Consider the following 17,486-nt stretch of genomic DNA (forward strand, 5'->3'; position numbering starts at 1 on the left):
CGGATGGACCAGGATGAGTTACGCGCGCTGGTCCCACGTGTGATCGCGATCCTTTGCCGCCGCGGAGCCGACTTCGCGGCGGCAGAGGACGCTGTTCAGGAGGCACTCCTTGAGGCTGTCCGCACCTGGACGTCGCAGGAGCCGGAGGACCGCAAGGGCTGGCTCATCACAGTCGCGTGGCGGAAGTTTCTTGATGCCGCGCGATCGGATGCTGCTCGGCACCGCCGCGAGGAGCAGGTCGACACCGATCATCAGGTCGACGCCGAGGCGCCGGTCGTGCCGGACGTCGATGACACCCTGCACCTTTACTTCCTGTGCGCTCACCCGCGACTGAGCGCCGCCTCGGCCGCAGCGCTGACGCTACGTGCCGTGGGTGGCCTCACGACTCGGCAAATCGCCGAGGCCTACCTGGTGCCCGAATCGACGATGGCACAACGGATTACCCGCGCGAAACGCACTATTGCCGACGTACGACTCGACGCCCCGGGCGACGTGGCGACGGCGCTTCGCGTGCTCTACCTGGTGTTCAATGCGGGATATAGCGGCGAAGTAGACCTCGCCACTGAAGCTATTCGCCTGACGCGTCAGTTGTACGTCGCGATCGACCATCCCGAGGTGGCCGGCCTGCTAGCGCTGATGCTGCTGCACGAGGCTCGTCGCTCCACAAGATTCCGAAGCGATGGGTCTCTCGTGCTGCTGGCCGATCAGGACCGATCGCGCTGGGACACCGCGTTGATCACCGAAGGAATCGACAAGCTGCAGCGGGCGCTTGCGCGTGATGAGCTCGGCGAGTTTCAAACACAGGCAGCGATCGCTGCGTTACATGCGGATGCTCGCCGCGTCGAGGAAACCGACTGGGTCCAAATCCGGGAGTGGTACGACGAACTCATCGCGCTCACCGACAGCCCAGTCGCGCGGCTGAACCGCGTCGTCGCGACAGCGGAGGCCGATGGTGGGCACGTTGCGCTCGCGGAGCTTGCCAACCTCGAACCGACCCTTCCCCGATACAAGGCGGTGTCTGCGTACCTACAGGAGAAAGTCGGTGATCTGGAAACTGCCGCGGCGCTCTACGCCGACGCCGCGCGCGACGCGACGAGTACCGCCGAACGCGATCAGCTCGTCATTCGTGCCGCTGCGCTGCGGCATCCGCACTGAACTCAGCCAACCAGTCGCGCACCGCGCGGCGGCTGCGTAAGCGCACGACGTCCAGATGCTCAACGTCCAGGTTCTGATGCATATCCCGGTACTTCCCGCGCGTACGCCATGCCCATCTGATGATGTGCTCAGGGTCCCGGAAGATCGTGTGCAGCGGAGGTTCGACGTTGTTGTTCCACAGCACCGTTCGATTTAGGCGGCGCGAGAGCGTACGGCGGATCACCCGAAACATCACCATGTGTGTCGGCAGGTCCAGCCAGATCAGCAATTCGGCCCGCGACAGTAATAACGGGCGTACGTCGCGGTACTGCCATTCGGTGACCCAGGCCTCGGCTGCGACTAGCTCGCGAACGTCATCGACGAATTCCGCGCGCGGCGTCCAGTTCGGACCGTGATAGAGCCCATCAATCTCAGTGTGCGTGATGCCTGATATATCAGCGATTTGACGAGCCAAGGTCGTCTTCCCTGACCCCGATACGCCGGCGACTAAAATTCGCTGCGGTCTCTCTGGCATCGCCGTCACCTTTAGACTCTATCCCGCTACGCAGACCGCATTCACGCTGCGCCAAGCGCCTAGCGTGGGTCACGGCCGAGATCGGTCAGCGAACCGAGTCCCGGTAGTCCTATTCTTCGGGCGCTGTCACAACCACGCGGCCGATGACCTGGCGCTCACCGATCTCGGCCAATGCGGCGGGCAGATCATCGAATGCGTACTTGCTGGTCCACGGCTTCAGCGCGCCGTCCTGGTACATCTGTATCAGTTCGTCATGCACGAACTGGCGGTATTCCGGGTCCTCCCGGAACGGACGCATCCGCATGCCGACAACGTCATAGTTCTTCAGCAGCACATGGTTCGCGGGCGCCGACGGGATCGTCCCACCAGCGAACCCCACAACGATGAGTCGTCCCTCAACGGCCATGATTCGACGCGATTTGTCGAATACTTCGCCGCCAACCGGGTCAAATACCATCTCGACACCGCGACCGTTCGTGAGGTCCTTGACGACCTCGACGAAGTCTTCCTTCTGATGATCGATCACGACGTCAGCACCCCACTCGCGGCACGCATCGACCTTGCGCTGCCCGCCGGCCACCGCGATGACTTTGGCCCCCCTGGCCTTGGCGATCTGCACCGCGGCCATACCGACCCCACCGCTGGCGCCATGGACCACTACGGTCTGACCCGCCTCGAGATGTCCGCGTCGCATCAACCCGACGTACGAGGTCTGATAACCGGAAAACATCACCGCGGCGTGCTCCGGCGGCATGTCGGCGGGGACTTTCAGCAGCCGCTCCGGCGCGGCGGCGACGCGGCTCGTCAGCACCACACCGCCCTTCTTTCCGGCGAGCGTCAGCACGTGGTCGCCCTCATTGAAGGGGCTTCCTGGTGGGGCCTGCAGCACGACGCCCGATGACTCACCGCCGATGCCGAACGGCAACTCTGGCTTGTCGTGGTACAGCCCCTGTGCCATCAGGTAGTCGGGGAAGCCGAGTCCGACGACCTGAATCCGCACGAGGAGCTCATCGCCGCTCGGGCGCGGTTCATCGAGTTCAGTCTGCGCGACTACTTTTGTCGGGTCGCCGAGTTCAGTTACCTGCCAGGTACGCATGGCGACAACCCTAGTGAACGATCGTTCCACGGCTGCACCGGGGACTAGATCGTTGTATTAGCCGGACAGTTGCCTAGCCGAAGCGAGCGGCGCTGCGGGCTTTCGCCTTAGCCGCTTCAACCTCACGGTCCTTCGGCGGCGCACTCGTCACGAGCGCATCAAGCAGTTTCTGGGTCGCCGCGGCGACCTCAGCAACCGCTGCGTCGAAGGCCTCTTGGTTTGCCGCGGACGGTTTGGCGGATCCGCTGACCTTGCGCACGTATTGCAGGGCGGCGGCGCCAACCTCGTCGGAGGTGGCCGGCGGAGCGAAATTGTGCAGGACTTTGATGTTTCGGCACATACCCCCACCGTACGACTCATCGGCGGGGTTGAGTGGTGGCACCGAAGGGCATCCGTCAATGTTCCCGCACAGGCGGCGCAGGTCGCGCGCGCCGCCGTCGCTATCGTTACCGGCACCATGGCCGTACGAATCATCTCGATTCTCTTTCCCCTGTTCGCGATTGCCGCCCTCGGGTACGTCGTGGCGCGTCGCCGCACGCCGGACCTGACCGAGGCAAATCGGCTGAACATGGATGTGTTCACCCCGGCGCTGGTGTTCGGTGCGCTCGCTGGGCGACACGTCGAGGCATCGACCTACGGCTGGCTGGCGCTCGCTGGGCTCATCGTCATCATCGGCAGCGGCCTCAGCGGTCGGCTGATCGCGTTACTCACCGGGCACAACCCGCGCACGCTCGTACCGCCGATGACCTTCAACAATTGCGGCAACCTGGGCATACCCGTCGCGCTGCTGACGTTCGGCGAGGACGCCGTCCCCGCCGCGGTCGTGCTGTTCGCGCTCTCGAACACGCTGCACTTTTCCTTCGGCGCCTGGTATCTGGACCACCACGCGAACTTGTGGTCGGTACTGCGCAATCCATCGGTGCTCGCGGCGATCGCCGGATTGAGCGTCAGCCTGCTGGACATACCGATCTGGGACCCGCTGTTGCAGACCGTGGTGATGGTCGGCAACGTCGCTATTCCGCTGATGTTGTTCGGTCTCGGCGTTCGGATGGCCACCACCAAGATCTCCACACTCGGCTTCGCGCTTATCGTCGCGATCTCGCGGCCGATCATCGGCATGTTGATTGCGGCGGCGCTGATCGCAGTATTCGATCTGCCGCACATTCAAGCCGCGACCTTGCTGATCTTCGGTGCGTTACCGCCCGCGGTGCTCAACTTCATGTTCGCCGAGCGTTACCACCAAGAGCCCGACAAGGTCGCTTCGGCGGTACTGCTCGGCAACCTCTTCGCCTTTCTATTCCTACCCATCGCACTGGCGTTCGTCCTCTGAGCCGCGTTATCCACAGACTGCGAAAGTTCACCAAGAATGTCGCAGCGATGCGCGACTATGGAGGCATGACGCATTCGCACTCGCTATCGCACCAGATCGAGGCCCTCGAGAAGTTCGGTGCGGCGATAGCGTCCGGCACCTCGTTGGCGCAGTTGCGCGCAGCGCAGTTGGTTGACGCGGCGTCCTGCTGCATTCTCGAGGACGGACTGACGCTGCGGCAACGCGCGCTGATGTTCGAGGCGCACACGCTACTGGCGATGACCGATATGCGGTTCAGTGACGCGATTCAATTCGCCACCGATGCAGCCGAAGCGTGGCGCGGTATCGATGCGCATGCCAACGAACTCGCGATGCGAATGGCCGTGGTGACCGCGCAGATCGGCGAGGCTCACCCCGACGCACTCGCGATCGTCCCGCTGGCGGCAAAGTTGGACCATCTATTGACGGCGCTTGAGGCGGCCCAGCCAACCCGCCGTCAACTGGTCGAGTCGGTGCTCACCACCGGTTTCGCCAACCTTGCTATCGATCGTCTTGAAGTGGCCCGGGCAATATTCGAGCGCGCGCACCAACTGGCCGACGACGACATTGAGCGTGGCAAGGCGCTCGGGGCACGCGCGCTGTGCGCGCAGCAGGCGGGCCACGACACATCAGCTCGCGAGCTGGCCGCCGAGGCGATCGCGCACGCCCGATCCACCGGTGACGACGTTCAACTCGCAACCATGCTGCGTTTCCTAGCCGGTGTGCACGGAATGGCCAAGGAGACGACCGAGGCGCTCGAAATCGCCGAGGAGGCGGCCGATCTGGCCGATGGGTTAGGCGACGTCCTCTATGCGTCGACACTGCGCCTGCGCGGGATGCTACGAATGGCGACCGGCGCCATACTGGTCGGCTGCGCGGATCTGGAGCGGTCCATCGTGCTGCAACGAAACGGCGCCTGGACACACACGCTGGCCTCCGAAGTGCAGCTGCTGGCCGAGACGCTGATCGGCATCGGTGAGCATGCGAAGGCCGAAAGGGTACTGCGCGAGAACGAACCCTTTTTGGAGCGCACGACGGGCGAGGAGCGTGCCGAAATCGACGTCCTGCGCTACGGGATCGCTTTGCGTAACGGCAACCATCGTCTCGCGGGGTCGTACGCCGAGACGGTGGGTGGGATCCTCGCCGAAGCCCACCACAAAGATGCGGCCGCGATGTTCGATGCGGCTGCCGATTCGTTCACGGTGGCCCAAGCCCCCGAAGATGCTCGCCGATGCCGCGAGCGCGCGGCCGCTCTGCGCTAACTGCGACCACGTTGCTCGCAGTAACGACTCTCGAGCCGACGGTGCTTGCGGTGGCTGCCGCTTCGGCGGGGAGCAATCACAACGCGGGCACGGGGACCCTCTGGCCATCTCGACGACCGCAACATGGGCGCCGATAGGCTCTAGTGCGCTGCGACGACGAGGGAGAAGGCGCATGAGCCAGGCACCGCAGGTGCTCGCCGGGCGCTACCGGTTGGAGAACCCGATCGGCAAGGGCGGCATGGGCACGGTCTGGCAGGCGCACGACCAACTGCTGCAACGCAAGGTCGCGATCAAGCAGATCCGCTCGTCCGTCGGCGTCGACCGTGATCTCGAGACACGTGAGGCCCGCCTGGCTGCTCAACTGCGTCATCCGAACGCTGTCACCATTCATGACTTGATCTCCGCCGACGGCGACTTGTGGCTGATCATGGACTACATCGAGGGTCCGGCGCTGTCGTCCGTGCTCCGCCACGGCCCGCTACCCCCAGCGCGCGTCGCACGTCTCGGCGCACAGACCGCATCGGCGCTCGCCGCGGCGCATGCGCTCGGTATCGTGCACCGCGACGTCAAACCGGGCAACCTGCTGCTCAGCGCACAGGACGAAGCACTGCTCAGTGACTTCGGGATCGCTCGCGCCGACGGCGATCCGCACGTCACCGCCGAGGGCTTCATCACGGGCACTCCGGCGTACCTGCCGCCGGAGGTCGTTCGCGGTCGGCCGGCCGGACCGGCTGCCGACGCGTGGGGTCTCGGCGCGACACTGTTCCACGCCGTGGAGGGGTATCTACCGTTTGGCGATGGACCCACGCTGGTCTTGCTACAGCGCATCGGCAACGCGCAGCGCGAGCCGATGCGCGCAGCGGGACCTCTCGCGGGGGTCATCGACGGATTGATGGCTGCCGATGAAGCCCGCCGGATGACTGCGCTGCAGGCGGTCGACGCGTTGGACGACGTACTACGCAAACTCGCGCAGCAGCCGCTTGGCCGTGCCCGGATGGAGGCTGCGGAGACCGTTCGCGCGTTGGCGCCGCCGACCCGGATGCCGCCGCCGTCCACCACCCCCCGCGGTGGCGATCCCGCGCCCGCTTCCGCTGATGCAGTAGCCGCACAGGGCGCCGAAGCACCGACGAATCCGCGAGCCCGAACCCGGGCGCAAGCCCCGCGGCGCTCTCCGTGGTGGTTAGTCGCAATCGTCGGCGTGGTGATGCTCGCGGCGGGCTACGGCCTGCGGTGGGTCACCGAACCGGCCACCGAGGCCGGCGGATCCGGCACCGAGTCAATTCAGGATGCCTCCGGCGACGGCGATTCGTCCGAGTCGCCCGACGAGTCACTATCGCCAGCCGAGCAGGCCGAGGAGGTCGTCACGCAGGTCCTCGTCGGCGGCGCGGAGGATCCCGAGGCCGCGTGGGAGTTGATCGCGCCCGAACTACAACAAACCCTCAGCGGCGGGCACGACGGCTTCATCTCGTTCTTCGAGCAGATCGAATCACCGCAGTTGTCGTCACTGCATTGCGGCGAAGACCTCGTGTGCTCGATCACCTGGGACTACTTCACCAGCACGGGACATACCTCGCGCTCAACGCTGGTGTACGTCGGCGACAGCGACGGCGAACTCAAACTGGTCGACTCCAACTCGGCAGAACTCTTCGTGCTCTAAAAGAGGATGTCGCCGGTAATACTGTTCGCGCCGACGGGATCCGCGTCGCATGTGAGATTTTGTGCCTATACGGCACATCAACTCACAGTTGATATGCGGTTTCGCGGTCGCTCGACACGAAACCGAGGGACTCACTGATTATGCGGCGGGCTCGAGTCGAATGACGATCGACTTACTGGTCGGCGTATTGGAGTCGATGGCCGTGGAATCCAGCGGAACCAGCATGTTCGTCTCCGGGAAGTACGCCGCCGCGCACCCCCGAGCAGTGTCGTACGCGACGACACGAAACCCGTCGGCCCGCCGTTCTATACCGTCACGGAACTCCGAAACCAGGTTGACGACATCGCCGTCGGCGAATCCCAACGCTCTCAGGTCATCAAGGTTCACCAGCACTACCTTACGGCCGCCGTGAATTCCCCGATATCGATCCTCGTTCCCATACACAGTCGTGTTGTACTGATCGTGCGAACGCAACGTCTGCAGGAGTAACCGCCCCTCCGGCACCTCGGGCCACCACAGCTCACTCGTCGTGAAGCTCGCCTTCGAGGACGACGTAGTGAAGGTCCGAACGTCGTGCGGGCCGTGCGGCAGTTTGAAACCGCCGGGCTCGGCGACTCGCTCCTCGTAGTCGGTAAACCCCGGGACGACCCGCGAGATGTGCTCGCGAATCTTTGCATAATCGGCTTCCAGCCCCGACCAGTCCGCTACCGGCGCTCCGGCGATCGCGCTTCCCGCGGAATCGTCGAAGAGTTTCGCGGAGAGCCGAGCGACGATCGCGACCTCCGACAGCAAGTCACCCTTCGGAGGGGTCAGCCGCCCTTGAGATGCATGCACCATGGACATGGAATCTTCGACGGTGACGCGCTGGAGCCCCGAGGCCTGCCGATCGGCATCGGATCGTCCCAAGGTCGGCAGAATCAGCGCCGTACTGCCCGGCGCAAGATGCGAATGATTCAGCTTCGTCGACACCTGCACGGTCATAGCACAAGATCGCAGCGCTGCTTCAGTCACCGCGGTGTCCGGTGAGGCCTTGAGGAAGTTGCCGCCCATCGCCATGAAGAGGTCGACCTTGCCGTCGCGCATCGCGCGGATCGTGTTCACGGTGTCGTAGCCGTGCTCGCGCGGACTGGTGAAGGAGAACTCGGCGTCCAGCCGATCCAGGAAGGGCTCGGGCATCTTCTCGAAAATGCCCATCGTCCGATCGCCCTGGACGTTGGAATGTCCACGCACCGGCAACAGCCCGGCACCCTCTCGGCCCAGGTTTCCCTGTAGCAGCACGACGTTCACGATTTCTTTGATCGTCGGTACGGCGTGACGGTGTTGGGTCAGCCCCATCGCCCACGCAACTATCGTGCGGTTCGAGGCGAGCAACAGTTCACCGATGACGCGAATCTCGGACTCGCTCAGCCCGGACGCCTGCTCGATCGCCGTCCAGGACGTCGATCGCAAGTTCTCCAGATATTGCTCGATTCCGTCGGTGTAGCGCTCGATGAAATCGTGATCGAAAACGCTGCTCATGCCGAGGGTACGGCGTCCGGCGCGCTCGGCCTCGTCCAGGACTTTCCCCAATCCCTGGAATAGCGCGAGATCACCACCGAGCTTGATCTGCAGGTGGTGATCGGCAAGTACGGTGCCTCGCCCGGCGATACCGCGGACCGTTTGCGGATTGCGATAGCGAGTCAGACCCGCTTCCGGCAGTGGGTTAACGGCGACGATCACCGCACCCGAACGCTTTGCCTTCTCCAAGGCAGTGAGCATCCTCGGATGGTTCGTGCCCGCATTCTGTCCAGCGATAATGATTAGTTGCGCGGTATGCACGTCGTGCAGGGTCACCGACCCTTTCCCGATGCCGATGGTCTGTCCCAGCGCCTCGCCTGAGGACTCGTGGCACATGTTGGAGCAGTCCGGCAGATTATTGGTACCGATACCGCGCACCATCAGCTGGTACAGGAAGGCCGCTTCGTTCGACGTACGACCGGACGTGTAAAAGGCGGCGCGGTTCGGATCCGGTAGGGCGCGAATCTGGTCGGCGATCCGGCTAAGGGCCGCATCCCAGGAGATTGGGCGATAGTGGTCCTCACCCGGCTCCTTGATCATCGGCTCAGTGAGGCGTCCCTGCCGATTGAGCCAATAGTCGTCGTACTGCGCAAGTTCACTGATGCTGTGCTCGGCGAAGAACTCGGGAGTAATCCGCTTGCGGGTCGCTTCGCTAGCGAGGGCTTTAGCGCCGTTCTCGCAGAACTCGGCGTGGCTTCGTTCACCGGCATCCGGATCTGGCCAGGCGCAACTCATACAGTCGAATCCGCCGACCTGGTTGAGGTTCAGCAACCCCTTCGCCCCGCGCACCGGCCCCATCTCACGCAGTACGTGCTGCATCGCATGCGCGACGCCTGGTATGCCGACCGCGCTGGTCTTGCGCTTACCAATTTTCAGTGGTTCCTCGCCCATTCCACCAGCGTAACTAGGCTATGCAAGGGCAAGGTTCGTACTGAGGGGGCATCGATGGCACGCGTGACGAAGCCGTGGCGGGTAATGCGCCTCGGCGCGGGCGTACCCGCTCGCGAACGCCCCGACGTCCTCGCCGGTGAGGAACCGCTCGAGATCCGGATCGACGGCGAACCGTTCACTGTCACTATGCGCACCCCTGGCAGCGATTTCGAACTCGTCTCGGGGTTCCTCGTCGGAGAAGGGGTCATCACGCGGCGCGAGCAAATCCGGACTATGGACTACCGCTCCGGGATTGGCGCCGACGGCTACCGCGACTACAACGTGATCGACGTGAAGCTGGCGGACGGTGCCGCACCGCCCGCCGCCTCGCAGCAGCGGCAGGTCTACACCTCCAGCAGTTGCGGCGTGTGCGGTACGGCGTCGATCGAAACGGTGCAGAAGGAATCTGCCTATCCCGTCGCTGGCGATCTTGGCGCTGTGACTCTCGCGGAATTACTCGCCCTACCGGGGCGGCTCCAGGAGAAGCAGAAGGTGTTCGGCAAGACCGGTGGGGTGCACGCCGCGGGTCTGCTGGTGGACGGGAACCTGGCCTGCGTGCGCGAGGACGTCGGCCGCCACAACGCCGTCGACAAGGTGATCGGGTGGGGGCTACTCGATGGCCGCTTGCCACTGACCGGCTCGGTGCTGCAGGTGTCGAGTCGGGCCTCGTTCGAACTCGTACAAAAATGCGCCATGGCCGGGATCCCGGTGCTGTCGGCGGTGTCTGCACCGTCAGCACTGGCCGTCGAACTCGCGGCGGATGTCGGCGTGACCGTGATCGGCTTCAACCGCGGTGACGCATTGAACGTCTATACCCGCGGCGACCGCGTCATCGAGTGAGCCGCCGCGTGGCGAACGTCGCCGCGTGAACAGGTTCGCGGCACTCGCCCGCGCCGGGCACTGGGCTTCCTCGCTGAACACGCAGCCTCAGAAGCGACTCATCCACGTATAGCCGACAAGCAGCCTCCTGCTCTGCGTTTCCAGCACGCCGAACGCAGGACTGAACGCGGAGGCTCAGCAGAAGAAGCCGAGCACCCACGCCCCGGCGCTTCTCGCAGAAAGCGGCGGCTCAGCGGAAGAAGCCGCGCGGGACCAGCGACATCGACTTGAAGGGCACAAGATCGCGGCGGTACGACGCGTGCACGGCCGCCTCGGCCGCAGCCGCGCGCATATCCATCGCCGAGATCTCCACCAGGAGTTCCTCGACCCGCCGCTGCAGCGCAGCAACCTGATTTTCCAACTCGAGTATCCGTTTGATGCCGGCCAGGTTGATGCCTTCCTCCTGGCTCAACTGCTGCACAGCCCGCAGGGTCGCGACATCTCGCGGGGAGTATCGACGTCCGCCGCCGGCCGTGCGACCGGGCGAGACCAGACCCACCCGGTCGTACTGACGCAGCGTTTGTGGGTGCATGCCGGCGAGTTCGGCGGCCACGGAGATCACGAAGACGGGCGCGTCTTCGGCAACCGCCTCGACAGGCGGAACGCCGTTGCTCCGGTCGTATTCGTTCGCCATCTCGCCCCATCCTTCCGTTCCACCGGCTTGATGCCGGCCCCCGCGCCGACCTACGGTCGACTGTTACACACCCAGGTGCTCGCGGGGATCACCCGACTGCAACTCCGCGTACTTCTTCAGCGCCTCCTCGGCATCCGCCGAGAGGTTCTGCGGGACGACGATCTCAAGCGTGACGATCAGATCGCCGGTCCCCTTCTTCGTGGTGATACCTTTGCCGCGGCCACGCAGTTTGCGGCCGTTCTGTGTGCCAGGTGGGACACGCAGCGTCACCGGCTTGTCCAACGTCGGCACCTTCACCTTGGCGCCGAGCACGGCTTCGGCGTACGTCACCGGCACAGTCACCGTCAGGTTGTTGCCGTCGAGCCCGAAAATCGGGTGCTTCTCGACGCTGACCCGCACCAGCAGGTCTCCGGCCGGACCGCCCCCGCTCCCGGGCTGACCCTTGCCTTTGACCCGGAATCGTTGACCGTCGTTGATCCCGGCAGGGACGTTCACCGTTACGGTCCGCGTGCCGTTCGGCCCCGCGGTACGCAGCGGCAGGCTGACCCCGCTAACGGCATCGTCGAAACTCAGCGACACGCTGGCTTCGGCGTCGGCGCCCTTAGTAGGTCGTGGCTGCTGGTTGAACCCGCCGCCACCGCCGCCGAACATCCCGCCCAACAGATCGGACAGGTCCGGTCCGCCGGCACCGCCGCGGCTGCGGCCAAAGATGTCGGACAGGTCCTCGGCGCTAAACCCCTGCGAGTATCCGCCCGGGTGGCCGCCGCCAAATCCGCCTGGGAAGCCACCCGATCCGGAGAATCCGCTCGCGGCGAGGCGCTGGGCCTCGTCGTACTCCGCGCGCTTCTCAGCATCCCCGAGTACGCCATACGCCTCGGAGACCTCCTTGAAGCGACGCTCGGCTTCGGCGTCTCCCGGGTTCTTGTCCGGGTGCAGGTCGCCGGCGAGCTTGCGGTACGTCCGCTTGATGTCCGCGGCGCTTGCGTCCTTCGCGACCCCGAGCGCGGCGTAGTAATCCTTCTCGAAGTAGTCCTTTTGACTCATACCTAAGATTCCTGTCGTAATTCCGTGCCGTAGGCGAGGAACAAAGGCTCGTCAGCGGACGTCGACCGAAGCGAACTAGCGAGGGACGAGCTCGTCGAACGAGCAGTGACGTCGTTGTACGACGAGGTCACCATTGGTGGCTCTCCTTGATACAAACTGTGCACGTTCACTCCATCCTTCGCTAGTTGCTGAAATCGGTCACCGTCATCTGAGTCCTGCGACGTCCCCGTAGCAACTCGCTCCGAGACGACCGGAAGACTCGCACGTGACGCCTCCACTCAGGCCGTCGACGACCGGAAACGACCTATTCCGGAACCTTGACGGCGACCATCGCTTCACGCAGCACGCGCTCGCCCTGCCGGTAGCCCTTGCGCATGACCGCCGCAAGCACCTCCGACGTCACATCCGGGGATGGCAACTGCGATACGGCCTGGTGGATCTGCGGGTCGAATTCATCGCCTTCGGCGCCGAACTCCTCCAGACCCACGTCGGTGAGCGCCTTGCGTAGCGCGTCAGCGACATTCTTGAATCCACCGGTCAGGTCACCGTGTTCGTCTGCGCGGTCGATGTCATCGAGCACGTGCAACAAGTTGCCCAGCAACGACGACTGTCCCATCGCAATCAGCGATTCGCGTTCACGATCAGTGCGCTTGCGGTAGTTCGCGTATTCGGCGTTGACCCGCTGTAGGTCGCCGGTCCGCTCGGCCAATTCCTTCGTGAGCCGGTCGATCTCGCCGAGCTCTCCCTCGCTCAGCACTGCGGCGTCCTCGGCCGCGGAGCCCTCAGGCGCAGCCGAACCCTCCGGCGAGTCGGGGGTCTCATCCGGCGTACGAGGAGCACCGTCAACGTCATTCACGCGGCGTTTGTCGCGGATGACGATCGGCTCCTGCTCGCCGTTGTCTGGGGACGTACCGGCCGGATCTTGATTCTGGTCCATGTCATTCCTCAATGCAGATGATGTCCCGCGATGCCCGGCCCGACAGGCCGGGCATCGCGGTGGGCTTCAGCAGACCCGTACTACTTGGTGTCTTTCTCGTCATCCTCGTCGACGATTTCGGCGTCGACCACATCATCATCGGCACCGGCCTGCGAAGCACCGGCGTCACCCTCGCCGCCCGCGGCAGCGCTGGCCTGAGCCTGCTCGTAGATCGCGGCGCCGACCTGCTGAGTCAATTCCTGAACCTTCTCGTGCGAGGTCTTGATCGCCTCGATATCCGAACCGCCGAGGGCTGCGCGCAGCCCGGAGATCGCCTCGTTGAGCTCTTCCTTCTTGTCCTCGGGAACCTTGTCGCCGTTCTCCGCGAGGAACTTCTCGGTCTGGAAGAGGAGCGCGTCGCCGTTGTTACGGGTCTCGGCCTCTTCCTTACGCTTGGCGTCCTCTTCGGCGTGTGCTTCGGCGTCCTTCATCATGCGGTCGATCTCGTCCTTGGACAGGGCCGAGCCGCCGGTGATCTGCATGGACTGTTCCTTGTTGGTGGCAAGGTCCTTCGCGGTCACGTGCACGATGCCGTTGGCGTCGATGTCGAACGCGACCTCGATCTGCGGCACGCCACGCGGGGCCGGCGGCAGACCGGTCAGCTCGAACATGCCGAGGCGCTTGTTGAACTGGGTCATCTCGCGCTCACCCTGGAAGACCTGGATCTGCACCGACGGCTGGTTGTCATCTGCGGTCGTGAAGATCTCCGAACGCTTGGTCGGGATCGTGGTGTTGCGCTCGATCAGTCGGGTCATGACGCCGCCCTTGGTCTCGATGCCCAGCGACAGCGGGGTGACATCGAGCAGCAGAACGTCCTTGACCTCACCCTTGAGCACACCGGCCTGCAGCGCGGCACCAACGGCGACGACCTCGTCCGGGTTCACACCCTTGTTCGGTTCGCGCCCACCGAGGAGTTCCTTCACCAGTTCGGTGACAGCAGGCATGCGGGTCGAACCGCCGACCAGAACGACCTGGTCGATGTCGCTCAGCGACACACCGGCGTCCTTGATCGCCTGGTTGAACGGCGCCTTGGTGCGCTCGAGGAGGTCCTGCGTCATCCGCTGGAACTCGGCACGGGTAACCGTGATGTCCATGTGCAGTGGCCCGTCGGGACCAGCGGTGATGTACGGCTGGTTGACGACCGTGGACTGCGAACCGGACAGTTCGATCTTGGCCTTCTCGGCGGCTTCACGGATGCGCTGCATCGCGAGCTTGTCGCCGGCCAGGTCGATCCCCGTCTCGTTCTTGAACGTCTTGACCAGGTGCTCGACCAGGCGCTCGTCCCAGTCATCGCCACCGAGGCGGGTGTCACCGGAGGTCGACTTGACCTCGACCACACCGTCGCCGATCTCCAGCAGAGACACGTCGAAGGTGCCGCCACCGAGGTCGAAGACCAGGATCGTCTGCTCTTTCTCGCCCTTGTCGAGGCCGTACGCCAATGCGGCAGCGGTTGGCTCGTTGACGATACGCAGCACGTTCAGCCCCGCGATCTCACCGGCCTCCTTGGTCGACTGACGCTCGGCGTCCGAGAAGTACGCCGGCACGGTGATGACCGCGTCGGTGACAGTGTCACCCAGGTAGGTCTCGGCGTCCCGCTTCAGTTTCTGCAGCACGCGCGCCGAGATCTCCTGCGGGGTGTACTTCTTGTCGTCGATCTCGACCGTCCAGTCGGTGCCCATGTGGCGCTTGACCGAGCGAAGGGTGCGGTCGACGTTGGTGACGGCCTGGTTCTTGGCGGCCTGTCCCACGAGCACTTCGCCGTTCTTGGCGAAGGCGACGATCGAGGGCGTAGTACGCGAGCCCTCTGCGTTGGCGATGACCTTGGGCTCACCGCCTTCAAGGACGGAGACGACGGAGTTGGTGGTTCCGAGGTCGATACCGACAGCACGTGCCATGGGTGATGCTCCTTTGACTAGGGTGGTGCGAGTTGTTGCGTAGTTCGTGAGGTGAGCGAGTCGGTGCTCAAAGACTTGAGTCGCTCTTGCTCAACTTTACATCGGTAACAACGCGCGCGTCCGTGCGGTAATTCCCACGCGCAGAAACTTTTTCGGCAACCTCAGCCGGGCGGGAACGTACCGGCGGGTTCGTCCCTCCGATACACCAGGCCACCGCCAGGTGCGCCGTACGCCGACGACCCTCCCCGCCCCCTGAGAGGACAGCGATGACTGACCCACGCGACGGACAGCAACCAGGTAGTGGTCAGCCACAGGATTCCCAGTTTGGACAGCCGGGACCGACGCCAGAACCTCCGTTCAGCGCGCCTGCGTCGGGCTCACCCCAGGATGCGTCAGCCGCAAGCCCTCCTACCGCACCCAGCGGATCGAGTGCGCAACCCGGATGGACTCCACCGCCCGCGCCGCCGACCGGTCAAGGCGCCACTAATCAAGAGGCCAATCAACAAAACGCAGGTCACGAGGCCACCACACAAGCGGGCGAACCCGAGTATTTCATCCACAACACCCCGCCGACCTCCTTCCAAAGCGCCCCCGACCCGTTCGGCAGCGCGTCGGGGAGCGAGACATCATCGGACGAACCGGGCAAAGGCGAGAAAGGCGGCGCGAAGGGGTGGATCATCGGGATCGCCGCGGTCCTCGTGGTCGCGATCGTGGCGGTCGGCGGCTATTTCCTGTTCTTTCAGTCCGACGACGACACCTCGGCGGGCGACGCACCACCTTCCAGCGCCGCCGAGCGCACCGACGAATCGGATGAGGCCGCTGAGTCCGGCGGTTCGCCTTCTAGCGAGGCCGAATCAAGCGAGTCGTCAGGCCAGTCCGAATCGTCGCCCACAGCGGCCAGCCCTGCGATCGCCGGCACCTACTCCGTGAACGGGACTATCGACAGTTACTCCGGACCGACCACCGGGCAACTCGGCGGTACGCCGCGCACCGAGGGCGCGGAGGCGTTCACCAAGCCGCAGACCTGGACGATCGAAGACTGCACCGACACGACCTGCGAACTCACCGTGGAGGAAAGCGGTCTCACGATAACTCTGGAGTTGGCCGATGGCGTCTGGTCCGGCGAGGGAACCGACCAGATCGCGTGCACTCCGACCGCCGGCGCAATGATCGACGCGAACTACACCGTCGAGATCCCCGAAGAGGGCGGTACGGCGACCCGCACCATGAGCGCCGACTGCGATGACGCGATCGAAGAAGTCGACTCTCTTACGCTCGAGCCCAAGTAGCTAACGCGCTACCTCCGCTACGGGAGCGGGAACCCGGCTGCTGAAGTAGATCCCCACCGCGGAGACCGCGATCAGCCCCGCAATCACCAGGTCCATCGCGCGGAAACTGCCCAGTTGCGCCGCCATTGCCGCACCGGCCCACGGCGCGATCGCCTGCGCCAGCGTGATCGGCATCGTGAAGATTCCGATGAGGGCGCCGTACCGCTCAGGGCCCCATATGTCGACGACCATCGTGGCGTGCATCAGCGTCCCTGCGCCGCGGGCCGCACCCAGCAGGACGACGATGACGATCAGCACCCACACCGGCCGCTCCACCACCGCTACCAGCACGGTGCTGAGGACCAACGTCCACACGATCACCATGTTGCGGACCATCCGCGCTCGGCCGTGACCGAATCGGCCAAACCCGAGCCGGCCCACGAGCTGGCCGACTCCGATCAACGCGAGTGCCGTGGCACCGAACGAATGTGAGAACCCGCGCTCGGTCATCAGCGACACGATCGTCAGACATACGGCGAACCCGCCGAAGATGAACACGGTGATGGACGCCGACAGCGCGATGTACCGCGGTGTACGCACGATCCGCCCGACCGGCATCGCCGCGGCATCCGCCTTCGCCACCGGCGTCCACGGCAGATTCAGGCAGAACCACTGCAACGGAACCAAGATCAACACGAGTACGCCGGCGAGAATCAGCCACATCGTGCGCCAGTGAAATTCGCTGAGCAGCCAACTGGTCAGTGGCGCGAACACCGTGCTGGAGATCCCGCCGGCGACGGTGACCGCCGTGATGCCCTTGACCCTGTTCTCGCCCATCCAGCCGGTGCACGCGGTGAATGCGGCTTGATAGAACAGCGCCGGCATGACGAGTCCGGCGAGGATCCAGCCGATGGCGAGTTGGGTGATCGAGGTGGCCGTGGCGACGATGATCAGGCAAGGCACGACGAGAATCGAAGCGCCGGTCATCAGTAGACGCGGGCCACGACGCTCCAGCAACCAACCCAGCGGAATACCGACGAACGCGCTGACCACCAGGCCCGCCGAGTACGTACCGAAGATCGACGACTGACTCCAGCCGGTGTCGTTCGCCATCGGCTCGGCGGCTACCGGCATCGCGTAGTAGAGCACGCCCCAGGCGACGATCTCGGTGATGCACAGGACCACCAGCGCCCGACGCATCGGACCCGCCCCGATCGCGGGTGCCTCGGAGGTGGTCATTCGGCCATTGTGCCGCACACCGTTAGCCGCGC

The 17,486-nt window shown here is 64.6% G+C and carries 15 protein-coding genes; 6 read left to right on the plus strand and 9 right to left on the minus strand.

Features of this window, described 5'->3' with window-relative positions; genetic code table 11:
* The first annotated feature begins 3 nt into the window (after window positions 1-3).
* Entirely contained in the window at window positions 4-1,155 is a 1,152-nt protein-coding gene (locus tag E1H16_RS10595; RefSeq protein WP_134323846.1) for an RNA polymerase sigma factor, read from the plus strand.
* On the opposite strand, the gene E1H16_RS10600 is transcribed toward E1H16_RS10595, so the two are convergent.
* From E1H16_RS10600 to E1H16_RS10610, 3 genes are all read right to left on the minus strand, one after another.
* Window positions 1,121-1,669 carry a P-loop NTPase family protein gene (locus E1H16_RS10600; protein ID WP_134323847.1) on the minus strand — a complete coding sequence of 183 codons (549 nt, stop codon included), beginning with the start codon at window positions 1,667-1,669 and terminating at the stop codon, window positions 1,121-1,123. The genes E1H16_RS10595 and E1H16_RS10600 overlap by 35 nt on opposite strands.
* Window positions 1,670-1,778: 109 nt before the next feature.
* Entirely contained in the window at window positions 1,779-2,765 is a 987-nt protein-coding gene (locus E1H16_RS10605) for an NADPH:quinone oxidoreductase family protein (protein WP_134323848.1), read from the minus strand.
* Between the two features lie 73 nt (window positions 2,766-2,838).
* Complete coding sequence (locus E1H16_RS10610) at window positions 2,839-3,105, minus strand: DUF2277 domain-containing protein (RefSeq protein ID WP_134323849.1); 267 nt, start codon at window positions 3,103-3,105, stop codon at window positions 2,839-2,841.
* 117 nt (window positions 3,106-3,222) lie between these two features.
* Between E1H16_RS10610 and E1H16_RS10615 the strand changes: the two genes are divergently transcribed.
* The 3 genes from E1H16_RS10615 to E1H16_RS10625 all read left to right on the plus strand — a co-directional run bounded on the left by E1H16_RS10615 (window position 3,223) and on the right by E1H16_RS10625 (window position 7,032).
* On the plus strand, window positions 3,223-4,095 hold the full coding sequence (locus tag E1H16_RS10615) for an AEC family transporter (RefSeq protein ID WP_134323850.1): 873 nt from the start codon (window positions 3,223-3,225) through the stop codon (window positions 4,093-4,095).
* 65 nt (window positions 4,096-4,160) lie between these two features.
* The gene (locus tag E1H16_RS18390; RefSeq protein WP_166741713.1) at window positions 4,161-5,375 is read left to right on the plus strand and encodes a hypothetical protein; all 1,215 of its coding nucleotides are present in this window, start codon (window positions 4,161-4,163) and stop codon (window positions 5,373-5,375) included.
* A 172-nt stretch (window positions 5,376-5,547) separates the two neighbouring features.
* Window positions 5,548-7,032: a serine/threonine-protein kinase gene (locus E1H16_RS10625; protein WP_166741714.1), complete on the plus strand. Its 1,485-nt coding sequence runs from the start codon at window positions 5,548-5,550 to the stop codon at window positions 7,030-7,032.
* A gap of 138 nt (window positions 7,033-7,170) precedes the next feature.
* On the opposite strand, the gene E1H16_RS10630 is transcribed toward E1H16_RS10625, so the two are convergent.
* A complete protein-coding gene (locus E1H16_RS10630; RefSeq protein WP_134323853.1) occupies window positions 7,171-9,480 on the minus strand; it encodes an FdhF/YdeP family oxidoreductase in 2,310 nt (769 codons plus the stop codon).
* 54 nt (window positions 9,481-9,534) lie between these two features.
* Between E1H16_RS10630 and fdhD the strand changes: the two genes are divergently transcribed.
* Complete coding sequence (gene fdhD / locus E1H16_RS10635) at window positions 9,535-10,359, plus strand: formate dehydrogenase accessory sulfurtransferase FdhD (RefSeq protein ID WP_134323854.1); 825 nt, start codon at window positions 9,535-9,537, stop codon at window positions 10,357-10,359.
* Between the two features lie 229 nt (window positions 10,360-10,588).
* Here fdhD and E1H16_RS10640 read toward each other — a convergent pair whose 3' ends face one another.
* The 4 genes from E1H16_RS10640 to dnaK all read right to left on the minus strand — a co-directional run bounded on the left by E1H16_RS10640 (window position 10,589) and on the right by dnaK (window position 14,947).
* Window positions 10,589-11,032, minus strand: coding sequence for a heat shock protein transcriptional repressor HspR (locus E1H16_RS10640; RefSeq protein ID WP_134323855.1), 444 nt, complete (start codon window positions 11,030-11,032; stop codon window positions 10,589-10,591).
* Window positions 11,033-11,095: 63 nt separating this feature from the next.
* Window positions 11,096-12,076, minus strand: coding sequence for a DnaJ C-terminal domain-containing protein (locus tag E1H16_RS10645; RefSeq protein WP_134323856.1), 981 nt, complete (start codon window positions 12,074-12,076; stop codon window positions 11,096-11,098).
* 304 nt (window positions 12,077-12,380) lie between these two features.
* Window positions 12,381-13,013, minus strand: a complete 633-nt coding sequence (gene grpE, locus E1H16_RS10650) for a nucleotide exchange factor GrpE (RefSeq protein ID WP_134323857.1) — start codon at window positions 13,011-13,013, stop codon at window positions 12,381-12,383.
* Between the two features lie 80 nt (window positions 13,014-13,093).
* Complete coding sequence (gene dnaK, locus E1H16_RS10655; protein WP_134323858.1) at window positions 13,094-14,947, minus strand: molecular chaperone DnaK; 1,854 nt, start codon at window positions 14,945-14,947, stop codon at window positions 13,094-13,096.
* A gap of 266 nt (window positions 14,948-15,213) precedes the next feature.
* On the opposite strand from dnaK, the gene E1H16_RS10660 reads away from it, so the two are divergent.
* Window positions 15,214-16,236, plus strand: coding sequence for a hypothetical protein (locus tag E1H16_RS10660; protein WP_134323859.1), 1,023 nt, complete (start codon window positions 15,214-15,216; stop codon window positions 16,234-16,236).
* Here E1H16_RS10660 and E1H16_RS10665 read toward each other — a convergent pair whose 3' ends face one another.
* Window positions 16,237-17,454, minus strand: coding sequence for an MFS transporter (locus E1H16_RS10665; RefSeq protein ID WP_134323860.1), 1,218 nt, complete (start codon window positions 17,452-17,454; stop codon window positions 16,237-16,239).
* Between the last annotated feature and the right edge of the window lie 32 nt (window positions 17,455-17,486).

It is taken from the genome of Cumulibacter soli, assembly GCF_004382795.1.
GTDB classification, from domain to species: Bacteria; Actinomycetota; Actinomycetes; order Mycobacteriales; family Antricoccaceae; genus Cumulibacter; species Cumulibacter soli.

Bases quoted from the DNA above. Each gene is read 5' to 3' on its own strand.
- fdhD (WP_134323854.1), top strand. From the start codon at position 9,535: ATGGCACGCGTGACGAAGCCGTGGCGGGTAATGCGCCTCGGCGCGGGC.
- E1H16_RS10595 (WP_134323846.1), top strand. From the start codon at position 4: ATGGACCAGGATGAGTTACGCGCGCTGGTCCCACGTGTGATCGCGATC.
- E1H16_RS10600 (WP_134323847.1), bottom strand. From the start codon at position 1,669: ATGCCAGAGAGACCGCAGCGAATTTTAGTCGCCGGCGTATCGGGGTCA.
- E1H16_RS10630 (WP_134323853.1), bottom strand. From the start codon at position 9,480: ATGGGCGAGGAACCACTGAAAATTGGTAAGCGCAAGACCAGCGCGGTC.
- grpE (WP_134323857.1), bottom strand. From the start codon at position 13,013: ATGGACCAGAATCAAGATCCGGCCGGTACGTCCCCAGACAACGGCGAG.
- dnaK (WP_134323858.1), bottom strand. From the start codon at position 14,947: ATGGCACGTGCTGTCGGTATCGACCTCGGAACCACCAACTCCGTCGTC.
- E1H16_RS18390 (WP_166741713.1), top strand. From the start codon at position 4,161: ATGACGCATTCGCACTCGCTATCGCACCAGATCGAGGCCCTCGAGAAG.
- E1H16_RS10615 (WP_134323850.1), top strand. From the start codon at position 3,223: ATGGCCGTACGAATCATCTCGATTCTCTTTCCCCTGTTCGCGATTGCC.
- E1H16_RS10660 (WP_134323859.1), top strand. From the start codon at position 15,214: ATGACTGACCCACGCGACGGACAGCAACCAGGTAGTGGTCAGCCACAG.
- E1H16_RS10605 (WP_134323848.1), bottom strand. From the start codon at position 2,765: ATGCGTACCTGGCAGGTAACTGAACTCGGCGACCCGACAAAAGTAGTC.
- E1H16_RS10640 (WP_134323855.1), bottom strand. From the start codon at position 11,032: ATGGCGAACGAATACGACCGGAGCAACGGCGTTCCGCCTGTCGAGGCG.
- E1H16_RS10665 (WP_134323860.1), bottom strand. From the start codon at position 17,454: ATGACCACCTCCGAGGCACCCGCGATCGGGGCGGGTCCGATGCGTCGG.
- E1H16_RS10610 (WP_134323849.1), bottom strand. From the start codon at position 3,105: ATGTGCCGAAACATCAAAGTCCTGCACAATTTCGCTCCGCCGGCCACC.
- E1H16_RS10625 (WP_166741714.1), top strand. From the start codon at position 5,548: ATGAGCCAGGCACCGCAGGTGCTCGCCGGGCGCTACCGGTTGGAGAAC.
- E1H16_RS10645 (WP_134323856.1), bottom strand. From the start codon at position 12,076: ATGAGTCAAAAGGACTACTTCGAGAAGGATTACTACGCCGCGCTCGGG.